Consider the following 12,670-nt stretch of genomic DNA (forward strand, 5'->3'; position numbering starts at 1 on the left):
AAATCATCTTCACTATTTTTGTTATTTATTTTATGTTTCTTACAATAAACTATGGATCGTTACAAAGACATATATCCTTTTCAAATCAAATTGAGCTTTCAGAAAATACGAGATAACTTTCAAAAGCGATTAAAAGAAGAAAGTAATCCTATTTCCAGAACATATATACAGGGTATTTTAGATTATTCTAAATCTTATCCCGAACTTTTTGAGGGAATCGATGATTATGAAAATTTGGAACCTTACGAGGAGCAAATCAAAATAATGCTGGATGATCTTTTTCCAGATGTATTGACTTACAATGAAATAAAAGTAGCCACAGTTCCTTTTCGAAATAAAATGTTTCGAAAAACCAGACGTTTTGAATCTATTCTGAATTCGGTGCCAGATAAGGATTTTGAGTTTCTTCCTAGAAATTTTAACATTGAGAAAGACTATATTTTAGCGTGTATCATTATTTTAAATACATATTATAAGTATAATATTGATTTTTTCAGACCTGAATATTACGATGTTCCTGATGCCAACGGAAACCTTAGAAATTATAGGTTGTTTGTCAATGCCGATTTCATTGAACTTATTCCGACTGAAACAGCTCCAAAAATTACAGATAAAGATGTAGACGAACTGTTGAATCGTCATGATGACATTGATTTTTGGAAAGAAAAATTTCCGCCAAATTCCTGGACTTTTAAAGGCTTTGCTATCTTAAGTCTTACCGATGTTACCGTGGATAATAGCATTTCTGAAATTAAAACCCTACTTCTGAACAGCAATATTTTTTCTGAATCTAAAGCGGTATCGATCAAGTTAGCGACTATTTTGAAATCCATTTTTAATCTTCCAAAGTTGGAATTTGGATTTGCGCTCTTCAATGAAGAAACAGAAAAATTTCAGCAAAGTCATTCAAATTATATCGATAGTTTTATATTAAATTCTATATCAGATAATGGGTGTAAAGAGGCGTTTTGCCATGGTGCTTACACAGCAATTGTGAATCAACACAAATACTTTAGCATTACCGATATGGATGCTTATGCAGAAAAAAATCCGTCGAATAAATTTGCAAAATTCCTTCAAGCTAAAGGGATAAAATCTGCAATACTTGCTCCTGTTACTAAAAACAACAAACTACTTGCTATCTTAGAGTTGGTAAGTTATTCTAAAAATGATTTAAATAATATCAATGCTACAAAGTTGGATGATATTGTTCCTTACGTAGCCGAAACCGTTGAAAGTTTTAAACAGGAAAGAAAAAATAGGATTAAAGCTATTATCCAAAGCGAATATACGTCTATACATCCAAGTGTAGAATGGAAATTTGAAGAAGAAGCAGAGAAACTTCTTGCGGAGTCTTCCTCAGGTGAGGATAATAAGTTAAATGAAATTGCCTTTCGTAAAGTACACCCTTTATTCGGTCAGATTGACATAGCAGACTCTTCTACGCAAAGAAATTCTGCAATTCAAAACGACTTGACCTATCAGTTAAATCAAGTTCTTAATATCGTTAATTCTGCACTTGAAGTTAGATCATTGCCTGTATATGAGCAATTAGGCTATAGGATTTCAGATACACTTTCTCAGTTAACGGAAGGAATTACGGCTTCGTCTGAAGAAAAAACAGATAAATTATTAAAACAAGATATTCTTCCTGTTTTAAAATATATCAAACAAAATGTTCCTTCATGTCACTCTATGGTAGAGCAGTACTTTGAAAAATCTAAGTCCGGAGCTAAAGCATTTCATAGAAACAGAGATGTCTTTGATGAAACTGTCTCGAGTATAAATACCTGTTTGGCCACTTTTATTGACTTAAAGCAAGTGGAGGCTCAAAAGTTGTTTCCGCATTATTTTGATAGGTACAAAACCGATGGGGTTGAGCATAACATGTACATAGGTCAGTCTATTGTGAAAGATCTTACTTTTAGTGAAGTCGTCTTAGAAAATTTAAGATTATGGCAGCTTTCAGTCATGTGTGAGATGGAGAATAAATTCTATAAGATACAGGAAGCCAAACATATTAAATTAAGTGCCAGATCGCTTGTTCTCGCCTTCAATAATACGTTGACCATTCACTACAGAATGGATGAAAAACATTTTGATGTAGATGGTTCCTACAATGCGCGTTATGAAATCATCAAAAAAAGAATTGATAAAGCCTATATTAAAAATTCTGAAGAACGAATTACTTCCAAAGGAAAATTGACGATTGTCTATTCTCAGTTGGAAACTCAGGAAGAATACTTGAAGTATATCCATTACCTGCAGAGGAAAAAATACCTGGATGAAGAGGTAGAACTTCTAGATGTAGAAGATTTACAGGGTGTTTCCGGACTTAAGGCTATTCGCGTTGGAATTTTATACCATAACGGGAGCACACCAGAGAAAGGTATTACTTACGAGGACTTGTTTGAATCTTTAGGTTCTCAAAATGGAGTCTGAAACATTTAAATTTTATGTGTAGTCAATCAACACTGATGACATTTCTATACCAGGAGAAAAAGGGCACTATCCAACCCGCCACTTTTATGATGTGAGTTTCACCAAGCTCCAGTTCATTTTGAACATCTGCACTATTAAATTTAAAATAGAGCGAACTGTCCGTATTTTCAAAGACCTCATCTTCAGCATAGACCAAAAACTTACTTTCGATATCACCGTCCTCGCTCGTTGTGATTCTCTCCTTATCACTCACTTTAGTTTCTATGGTTTCTGAACTCAGGTAATAACTTACCGGATAACCGAAAATGAGAATGAGGACAGTGACTAAAATTAATTTTTTCATGAGATTTTTTCAGTTTTTGATTTAATACTTAAAGCTGCTTTTAAATCATATAAAAAGCTATAAAAAAGCTAATGACAGAAATGATAATGCCTGCCATAAAAATGGTATAGGTTAACCTTAAAAGCCGATATTTTCTTTCCAGGACTTTCCCCAGCAGATAAAGGTCTTTAACGAGCGCTTCGTACACGTAATCCTTGTCTTTCATGATCTCTTTGACTCCCCACAAATAATTGTCGAAACTCATTTTATGAAAATTGCCAAAAAACAGGATATTAACATCTCTGTTTTCAACCTGATCTTTGGTGAACTCACCAGAAGTCACATTGGGTCTGGTAGAGAGGATAGAAAGAATAATGGCCGCTACACTAAAACAAATCAAAACCAAAGTTGGAATCATCAGGTGTTCATTGCTGGGATTGTCTAGCTTAGGAATGATATTCGCCAAAGCCAAAGAAATAATGATAGCATTGACAGACAATAAAATATTAGCTTTTGTATCTGCGATATCACTCAGTTTGAGATGATTTCTTAAGGTCACCCGGAAAAGTGTCTGAATGCTTCGCTCTGGATTATCATTTTTGTACTGGGCTTTGTACCTGGCTTTTAATTTTTCTTTTTCCCTTTTTCTCTTCTTTTTTTCTTTGTCTTCAATTAGATTGATAAGATTTTTTTGCTTCAGAGGATTCCAGTTTTTCACTGCATAATCTGTATAAAACTGGTGTCTGAATGTGAGCATTTCCATATTCAAATTCATCCACTCATCGGCATCGTAATCTTGCCCGCGTAAGCTTAACTCCTGTCTTAAAAGCTCACTCACTTCTTTAAAATTGTCTTTAGCAAAATGAGAACAATCGGAATCTTTTAAGATTCTCTCAACTTCAGTAGATGGTTGAACACCTAGTTGAGTTGAATTTATAGCATCTTCAACAGAAGAAATTAGTTTCTCTGAGACATTTTGCTCGCTTAAAAACGCTCTTGCTATCCGTTGACTTTCTTTTTCATGTTGTTTTTCAGAAACGGTATAGCCCGTATCGTGCAACCAGGCAGAGAGAAGAAGTATGAGTTCCTCATCTTCGGTCAGATTCTTTTGTTCTGCTAAATATGTAGCACTTTCAACAACCCTCTTGGTGTGATTGAAATTATGATATACATAAGTATTAGATAACTTATCTTTGAACAACTGCAAGACAAAAGATTCAGTTTTTGAAATAAGTTCTGTCATATTCTTTTAGTTTTGATAACTCCCTTTAAAATTACTTTCTTTAGAATGAAAAATATCCTATTAATCGTATCAAGTCTTCTATTGGTTTCCTGTGCAACATACGAAGTTAACTATAAAAATCAAGAACAATTCCAATCGATATCTTATCCTAAAGACAAAAATGTTTCTCAGCGTTTTTATCTTATTGGAGATACCGGTTATGAGAAAATGGAAGATGCTCCTCCTGGCATTTTAGCTTTTAAATCTTTTGCTGAATCATTGAACACCAAAAATGATAAAGTGATTATTTTAGGAGATAATATTTATCCAGCAGGACTTCCAAGCAAAGGGGAGAATAATCGTGAACAAGCAAAACGAATCATAGATCAACAAACTTCAAACCTTCAATTTTTTGAGGGGGATGTGCATTTTATTCCAGGAAATCACGATTGGTATTCTGAAGGAATTAAAGCTCTGGAAAATCAAAAAAAACAAATCGATAAGGCTTTAAAAAATCAGGACCAGTCCTGGTTGCCAACACCTGGCTGCGGAATGGCTTTTGTAGATATTTCAGATGAGGTGCATCTCATTATTTTGGATTCTCAATGGATTCTGGCCAATTGGGATAAACATCCACTCATCAATAGGAATTGTGATGAAATCAAAACCCTGGATCAATTTTATGAAGAGCTTGAAAGTGAATTAAAGAAAAATCAGAATAAAACTACATTAGTGGCTCTACATCACCCTCTTTATACCAATGGAGTACATGGTGGAACGTATGAGTTTTCCAAGCATTTATTCCCTTCTGACAAAAAAATCCCATTACCCGGCTTGGCAAGTTTAGCTAACCTTATTCGCGTGTCGGGTGGTATTTCCGTCCAGGACACTCAGAATAATCAGTATCAATCTATGGTCGATAAGATTTCTTCAATCGCAAGCCGCTGGAATCGTGTGATTTTTGCATCAGGGCATGAGCACAGCTTGCAGTACATCGAACATGACTTAATCAAGCAAATTGTTTCAGGCTCTGGATCAAAAAAATCATATGCGAAATTGGGTGCCGATGGAGAATTCGCTTATCCAGGTTATGGGTTTGCCCTCTTGGATATTTTTGATGATGGTTCTTCCTGGGTACAGTTTTATTCAGCAGATAAAGATAATCCTAAACTCCTTTTTCAAAAGGAAATTTACGAAGGCGAAAGAACGTTTGATTTGAATCAACTTTCGGGAAATTTACCTTCTGAGTTTACTGCTTCCATTTATGAAGAATTCGATTCGGACCGAACTGATTTTTATGAAAGTGTTTGGGGTGAACATTACCGTGATTTATATACTCGAAAAATTAAGATTCCCGTTTTGGATATTGATACTGCTTTTGGTGGTTTGACGCCAATGCGAGTTGGAGGGGGAATGCAAACCAATTCGTTAAGGCTTGAAGATAGTTTGGGCAGACAGTATAATATAAGACAATTACGAAAGGACCCTATTCGACTTTTGCAACAGATTGTTTATCCTGATAAAAATTTATCAGATGAATTTGATGATACAATCATAGAAGAAGTCATTTTAGATTTTTTGACGGCAGCACATCCATTTGGCTTTATGGTAGTTCCAGATTTATCTGAAGCTATTGGTGTCTATCACACCAATCCTAAATTGGTTTATATCCCAAAACAAAAAGGACTCGGAAAGTTTAATCAGGTTCATGGCGATGAAATCTACATGATCGAAGAACGACCAGAAGACAACTGGATGGGAACAAAAGGAATATTCGGTAATCCCAATCATGATATTGTAAGTACGGCAGATATGATTGAACGTTTGCGCAGAGACGAAAAATATAAGCTGGATGAATCCAACTACCTGAGAGCAAGACTTTTTGATATGTTGCTGGGAGATTGGGACAGACATGAAGACCAGTGGCGATGGTCTGAGTTTGAAGATGAAAATGGGGATAGATATTTTAGGCCAATTCCAAGAGATAGAGACCAGGTGTTTGCCAATTTTGATGGCGGCTTCTTTGATGTTTTGAGTACGATGACTTCTTTTCCTAAAATATACCATCCCTACCAGGAAAATATTGAGTATTTGAAATGGTTCAATAATTCCGGTTTGAGTTTGGACAGAATGATCATTAGAAATGCAACCAAAGAAGATTGGTTAAGAGAAGCTGCTTATATCCAGAAGAATTTGACGGATGAAGTGATTGAAAAGGCTTTTGCTCAACTACCCTCAGAAATTGATCAGGAAAAAACTAAAAAACTCATTTCAACTTTCAAAAGGAGGTTAACTAATATGGATGATTTTGCAGATGAATATTATAAAATCCTAAATGAACTACCTGTATTAATTGCCACAGATAAAGATGATTTTATAGATGTTATCAGACAGGAGGATGAGAAAACCCGAGTGCAAATATTCCGTAACATCAAAGGTGAACGTGGTAGTAAAATAGTAGATAAAGTTTTTAGTGACGATAATACAGATGAAATTTGGATTTATGGATTGGATGACGAGGACAGCTTTACAACTTCAGGTGATTATCCAACACATATAAAAGTGAGACTCATCGGAGGTCATGATGACGACAAGTACTACATTAGATCTGGAAAAAAAGTTATTGTTTATGATCATAACTCTTTAGAGAATTCAATTAAGGAAAAGAAAGGGGGAAGGGTAGTCAGAACTGATGATTATATAGTCAATACATTTAACAAAGACAGAAAAGTAAGTCAGATCAGGACTTTTTTACCTCGTATTGGTTTCAACCCCGATGATGGTTTGCTTTTTGGTGTACAGGCTTCTTATGCTTATAAAGGCTTTCGCTTAAATCCTTTTACCTACAGGCACAAGATTGAAGCAGGGCTTTATACTTCAACAGGGGGTTACGATTTTGGTTATGAGGGAGAATTTGCGAATGTGTTGGGCAATTATAATTTGTTCACTGCTTTAACTTATACAAGTCCAAATTATGCCAGAAACTTTTACGGTATTGGAAATGGTACTGAGTATTTTGATAATGATGAGGTTAAAAGTTTCAACAGAGTTAAGATAAGAAAATTAGGATTTGAGTTAGGACTCAGGAGCACATCCAAATATGGAAGTGTTTTTGAACACAAATTGTCATATCAGAATTACAAGGTAGAAAGAACTGACGGTAGATTCATCGATGTGATTGGAGATGAATTACTTAGCAATGATCCAGACTTTTTTGAACAAAAGAACTACGTTTCATATCAATCGTTTTATAGGTATAAAAGCTTTGATGATAACCTAAATCCTACTCGGGGTATGGATTTTAAAGTTGAGTTGGGTGGAACAGTAAATACTTCAGATGTAGATCAACATTTTGTTTTTTTTAATCCTCATTTAGAATTTCACAACGCACTTTCTCAAAATAAAAAATGGGTATTACGAACTAAGGCAGCTTCGCAAATCATCTTTAATGATAAGTATGAATTTTATCAGGGGGCTATTCTTGGAGCAAGAAATGGATTGAGAGGTTACAGAAGAGATCGGTTTATTGGACGAGAAAGCTTAGTGAGTAGTATCGATTTAAGGTATAGCTTCAATCCTATAAATACACGTGTTATTCCGCTTCAGTTTGGTGTTTTTGGAGGTTTTGACGTAGGCAGGGTCTGGTCCAATGCAACAGAGTCCGGCACGTGGCATAATGACTATGGGCTAGGGTTTTGGGTTAATGGCGCTGACTTATTATCTGGCACCTTCAATTTTTTCCATAGCGAGGACGGGTTTTGGTTTTCTTTTGGGTTTGGCGCTAAGTTTTAAACAATCTTTTTAATCACTCTCAAGTTATGAGAATAACGACCAGTTTCTGTATTGAATATTCCAGAATGATCTATTCTATCTATTCTCACATGGCCATGGGCATGAATGATGTAATTGTCTTTCATCATAATCCCCACGTGAATAATTTTGCCTTCTTCATTATCAAAAAAAGCAAGGTCACCTGGTTCACTTTCTTCAATAAAAGAAAGGGCCTGACCCTGCTTAGCCTGTTCTGAGGAATCTCTAAAGAGTTTGACACCACTTATCTTATACACCATTTGAGTAAAACCACTACAATCTATGCCAAAGGGTGATTTGCCACCCCATAAGTACGGAGAATTGAGGTAAAGCATAGCTGTTTCGACCAAATGATTTTTTGAAAAATCTTTGTTGGTTGCCCCATCAAACTGATGTTTCAAAATTTTAGAGGCAGGCAGAAATGAACCTATACAAACAGGCATCAATTGGCCTGAAGCTGTTGTCATTAAACTCAGTAAATCCGTAGAGTATGTAGTCTCATTAGTGAGATTATTGAAGATGACTTCATCAATTTCAAAAGCTTGCTTTTTATCTAACCAACCTTCGTATCCATCAAAAGCTATACGAATCTTAATCCATTTGGATTGGGTTTCAATAATTTCAAAATGGTCACCATAAAGTAGTTGAGTGACCATTTCCGAAGCATCGCTAGCTTCTGCTCTCACAGGCACGACACTCAGGGGGCAAATTCCGTATAGCATTTCCACAGATATAAAAATTAGCGTTCTATAACCATAGAAGAAGCTCCACCACCACCATTACAAATAGTTGCAGCACCAAGTTTTGCATTGTTCTGCTTCATTATATGAATGAGTGTAATCAGTATTCTTACTCCCGAGCAACCTAAGGGATGACCAAGAGAAACAGCACCTCCATGTACATTTACTTTTTTGCTATCCAACCCAAGAAGTCTTGTATTTGCTATACCAACGACCGAGAAAGCTTCGTTAAATTCGAAGAAATCAATATCTTCTTTGGTCACATTTGCTTTTTTTAGCGCAAGTGGCAAAGCTTTAGCTGGAGCAATTGTAAAGCGTTTTGGCTCTCGGGCAGCATCAGCATAACCTCTAATAGTTGCCAGAACTTCAAGTCCAAGCTCTTCAGCTTTTTCCTTTGTCATTAATATCACAGCGCCGGCACCATCATTTATCGTAGATGAATTCGCAGCGGTTGCCGTGCCCTCTTTACCAAAAGCAGGTCTTAACTCATGAATTTTGTCAATTTTAATATTCTTAAACTCTTCATCCTCTTTCATTAGGATAGGCTCACCCCGTCTTTGTGGAATTTCCACGGGGACCACTTCGTCATCAAACTTCCCTGCTTTCCAGGCTGCGGCACTTCTTCTGTAAGATTCTTTAGCAAACTCATCTTGCTCCTCTCTGGTGATGTCATGTTCTGTAGCACAAAGGTCGGCACAAACGCCCATCGCATTGTGGTCATAAGCGTCGACTAGGCCATCGCGTTGTAAACCATCTACCATTTGGGCTGGGCCAAATTTTTGTCCCTTTCTAAGATGGAGGTAATGTGGAATCATGCTCATGTTTTCCATTCCGCCAGCAACCATAATTTCAGCATCGCCCAGAGCTATAGCCTGAGCAGCCTGCATCACGGCTTTCATTCCACTAGAGCATACTTTATTTATAGTTGTGCACGGCACTGTATCTGGAATTCCCGCACCCATAGCAGCTTGTCTGGCAGGAGCCTGACCATTATTGGCTTGTACTACATTTCCCATGAGGACTTCATCAACCAACTCTGGATTCAAATTGATTTTTGAAAGGGCTCCTTTTATGGCGATTTCCCCCAATTTTGTAGCTGGAATGTTGGATAAACTTCCAAGAAAGCTTCCAATTGGTGTTCGTGCAGTACTTACTATTACGATATCTCTAGACATATAAAATGAAATTTTATTTTTTGCGAATTTAATAATTTTAACCTAATCGAGTTTATTTTATGCAGACCTTAAACTATTTTTGTGATGTTACCCCCTTATTTTTCCTTTATACTTACTTTTCAAGCAACTCAATGAGATTTGATAGCCTTAAAACTATTGACTACAGATAGAGACTTAGACCATATAATTTTATAAATTTGAGCAATCTTTAGTCATGAAGAACCTTTTAGACAACTTATACAGAAATCAATCTATCATCTTTAAGTTTTTTCTTTTAGCATTTAGTGTATTTCTTATCGTTTATTTTTTTCCCACAGGTGGTCAGTTTAAATATGAAATCGTAAAAGGAAAACCATGGCAATATGAAAATCTTTACGCGCCATTCGATTTTGCAATTTTAAAATCAGATCAGGAAATTGCTGCTGAAAAGTCTAAAATCAGAAAAACTCATATTCCTTATTACCAGTTTGATGTGGCTGTTGCCAAAGAGGTCAAAAACAACTGGGAAAGTCAGCTTGACCCTTCGCAGGATTCTTTAGTAGAAAACAACCAGGATGTTTCTAAATTCATTTCTGAAACCATCGATGAAATCTATCAAAACGGAATTCGGATTCAAGATGATGGAGAAAATAACTACAGCATTGTTTTTCTGATTAAAGACAAACAGGTTGAAGAGGTTCTTTATAAAGATTTACTTACTCAGGAAGATTTAAAAACGTACCTCATTGATGAACTTGAAAAATCTGAATTATCAGAATATAGAAACACTTTACTGGAAATCTTCTTTGAGGTTCTGGAAGTAAACGTCAAATATGATGAGGAGCTTAACCAAAAACAAATTCAGACCAAATTTGATCAGATATCTTACACAAGAGGTCGAGTAACCAAGGGTAGTAAGATCATTGCCAAAGGAGAAATTACGGAAGGTGAAAAGTTAAGAATGTTGAGATCTCTGAAGCATGAGTACGAATCTCAAAGCCTGGAATCTTCTGCTTATGTGGTTGTGATAACAGGATATACCTGCCTTGTTGGACTCTCACTCTTAATGCTGTTGTTATTTATAAGACAGTACCGACCAGATATTTTTGATAATAACAACAAGATCAGCTTTATCTTTTTCAATATCCTGTTTCTGGTGTTCCTTACCTTACTGGTGTTAAGACTTGATAATGATTACATTTATGTAGTCCCACTCTGTATTTTACCACTTACACTCAAAGCCTTTTTTGATGCAAGACTAGGGCTGTTTACACACATGATCACAGTTTTGATACTTGGTCTTATTGTTCCAGATAGTTATGAGTATATGTTTCTACAGCTAATTGCTGGAATTGTAACTATTTTGACAGTTTCAGAGCTTTACAAGCGCGCAAATCTGTTTCTTTCTGTAGTCCAAATTACCTTGGTCTATATTTTTGCTTACTTCGCCTTCAATATGATAAAAGAGGGGAGTATCTCAGAAATCAACTATAATAATTTTATCTATTTCCTACTCAGTGGCGTTGGATTGCTTTTCGTGCAACCCTTGATTTATGCCTACGAAAAAATCTTTGGACTTATCTCTGACTTGTCACTCCTTGAATTGTCAGATACCAATTCAAAATTGCTAAAAGAACTGGCGAATATTGCCCCAGGTACCTTTCACCATTCCTTGAATGTAGCTAATCTCGCAGAAGCAGCAGCCAATGAAATTGGGGCAAATTCATTACTGATCCGAGTTGGAGCTTTGTATCATGACATCGGTAAAATGAAAAATCCTATTTATTTTACAGAAAATCAGTCTACATCAGTTTCTCCTCATGATGAGTTGTCTCCGACAGAAAGTGCCGAGATTATCATTAATCATAGGCTTGAAGGAATTGAAATCGCCAAGAAAAGAAATCTACCAGATCGTATTATAGACTTTATAAGAACGCACCACGGAACATCAACGGTCTATTATTTCTATGCTAAGCAAAAAGAAGAGGAGGAAGGCGAAGTCAATGAGAAAGACTTTAGATATCCTGGCCCAATTCCTTTCAGCAAAGAAACCGCTATTCTTATGATGTGTGATGCGGTGGAAGCAGCCAGTAAATCATTGAAAGAACCTAACTCAAAATTAATTGATGATTTTGTGGAAAAAATTATCAACAAGCAAATTCAAGAAGACCAGTTCATCAACGCGAATATCACCTTCAAAGAAATTCAATCTATCAAGAAGATCTTGAAGTCAAAATTGAATAATATCTACCATCTCAGAATTGAATATCCAGATTAATATGAAACCCATTGTTATTGCCATAGACGGCCATTCTTCAACAGGAAAAAGTACGGTTGCTAAAAAGCTTGCCAAAGAACTTGAATATAAATTTGTAGATACTGGCGCTATGTACAGAGCGGTAACGCTTTTTGCTATGAGAAATAACTGGCTTCAAAAGGGGGAAGTGGATGAGCAGAAACTTATAGAAAACCTACCTTCAGTAACTATCAATTTTGAATATAACTTACAATCAGGAAGCAATGATGTTATTCTGAATGGAGAAAATGTGGAGCAGGAAATCAGAGCCATGGAGGTTTCTGAAAATGTAAGTTCTGTAGCCAGGATCGATGAAGTTAGAACAAAACTGGTGCAAATTCAAAAGCAACTCGGCGAAGAAAAAGGTGTCGTTATGGATGGTCGGGATATTGGCAGTGTCGTGTTTCCAGAAGCTGAACTTAAAATATTTATGACAGCTAGTGCAGACATTAGAGCTCAGCGGCGTTATAAAGAACTCAAAGAGAAAGGGGAGAAGATCTCTTTTGAAGACGTTTTAAAAAATGTTAAACACCGAGACGATATAGATACCAACCGCAAAAACTCACCGCTTATCCAAGCGGACGACGCTATCAAAATCGACAACAGCAATATGTCTCAGGAAGAACAGTTTGAAAAGATTTTGAACTTGGCGAAGGAGAGCATTGAAGCTTGATTCATCTCGAA

Annotated in this window: 8 protein-coding genes; 4 read left to right on the forward strand and 4 right to left on the reverse strand. The window is 36.1% G+C overall.

Translation table 11 applies throughout. The annotated features are described in order from the left end of the window. Positions 1-51: 51 nt before the first annotated feature. Positions 52-2,442: a GAF domain-containing protein gene (locus LB450_RS10180; RefSeq protein ID WP_224488130.1), complete on the forward strand. Its 2,391-nt coding sequence runs from the start codon at positions 52-54 to the stop codon at positions 2,440-2,442. A 22-nt stretch (positions 2,443-2,464) separates the two neighbouring features. On the opposite strand, the gene LB450_RS10185 is transcribed toward LB450_RS10180, so the two are convergent. After that, positions 2,465-2,785 (reverse strand): DUF1523 family protein, encoded by a 321-nt coding sequence (locus LB450_RS10185; protein WP_224488138.1) that lies wholly within the window; start codon positions 2,783-2,785, stop codon positions 2,465-2,467. 40 nt (positions 2,786-2,825) lie between these two features. Then, positions 2,826-4,007 carry a Pycsar system effector family protein gene (locus tag LB450_RS10190; RefSeq protein ID WP_224488139.1) on the reverse strand — a complete coding sequence of 394 codons (1,182 nt, stop codon included), beginning with the start codon at positions 4,005-4,007 and terminating at the stop codon, positions 2,826-2,828. A gap of 45 nt (positions 4,008-4,052) precedes the next feature. On the opposite strand from LB450_RS10190, the gene LB450_RS10195 reads away from it, so the two are divergent. Then, positions 4,053-7,778, forward strand: coding sequence for a metallophosphoesterase (locus LB450_RS10195; RefSeq protein ID WP_224488141.1), 3,726 nt, complete (start codon positions 4,053-4,055; stop codon positions 7,776-7,778). On the opposite strand, the gene LB450_RS10200 is transcribed toward LB450_RS10195, so the two are convergent. Next, a complete protein-coding gene (locus tag LB450_RS10200) occupies positions 7,775-8,518 on the reverse strand; it encodes a C40 family peptidase (RefSeq protein WP_224488143.1) in 744 nt (247 codons plus the stop codon). The genes LB450_RS10195 and LB450_RS10200 overlap by 4 nt on opposite strands. 17 nt (positions 8,519-8,535) lie before the next feature. Continuing rightward, positions 8,536-9,711 carry an acetyl-CoA C-acyltransferase gene (locus LB450_RS10205; protein WP_224488145.1) on the reverse strand — a complete coding sequence of 392 codons (1,176 nt, stop codon included), beginning with the start codon at positions 9,709-9,711 and terminating at the stop codon, positions 8,536-8,538. Between the two features lie 214 nt (positions 9,712-9,925). Here LB450_RS10205 and LB450_RS10210 point away from each other — a divergent pair, with 214 nt between their 5' ends. Both LB450_RS10210 and cmk read left to right on the forward strand, forming a co-directional pair. After that, entirely contained in the window at positions 9,926-11,968 is a 2,043-nt protein-coding gene (locus tag LB450_RS10210) for an HD family phosphohydrolase (protein WP_224488147.1), read from the forward strand. Between the two features lies 1 nt (position 11,969). After that, complete coding sequence (gene cmk / locus LB450_RS10215) at positions 11,970-12,659, forward strand: (d)CMP kinase (protein WP_224488149.1); 690 nt, start codon at positions 11,970-11,972, stop codon at positions 12,657-12,659. The last annotated feature ends 11 nt before the right edge of the window (positions 12,660-12,670 follow it).

This window comes from Psychroflexus curvus (assembly GCF_020164585.1).
Taxonomy (GTDB): domain Bacteria; phylum Bacteroidota; class Bacteroidia; order Flavobacteriales; family Flavobacteriaceae; genus Psychroflexus; species Psychroflexus curvus.

Bases quoted from the DNA above. Each gene is read 5' to 3' on its own strand.
- LB450_RS10180 (WP_224488130.1), top strand. From the start codon at position 52: ATGGATCGTTACAAAGACATATATCCTTTTCAAATCAAATTGAGCTTT.
- LB450_RS10185 (WP_224488138.1), bottom strand. From the start codon at position 2,785: ATGAAAAAATTAATTTTAGTCACTGTCCTCATTCTCATTTTCGGTTAT.
- LB450_RS10190 (WP_224488139.1), bottom strand. From the start codon at position 4,007: ATGACAGAACTTATTTCAAAAACTGAATCTTTTGTCTTGCAGTTGTTC.
- LB450_RS10195 (WP_224488141.1), top strand. From the start codon at position 4,053: ATGAAAAATATCCTATTAATCGTATCAAGTCTTCTATTGGTTTCCTGT.
- LB450_RS10200 (WP_224488143.1), bottom strand. From the start codon at position 8,518: ATGCTATACGGAATTTGCCCCCTGAGTGTCGTGCCTGTGAGAGCAGAA.
- LB450_RS10205 (WP_224488145.1), bottom strand. From the start codon at position 9,711: ATGTCTAGAGATATCGTAATAGTAAGTACTGCACGAACACCAATTGGA.
- LB450_RS10210 (WP_224488147.1), top strand. From the start codon at position 9,926: ATGAAGAACCTTTTAGACAACTTATACAGAAATCAATCTATCATCTTT.
- cmk (WP_224488149.1), top strand. From the start codon at position 11,970: ATGAAACCCATTGTTATTGCCATAGACGGCCATTCTTCAACAGGAAAA.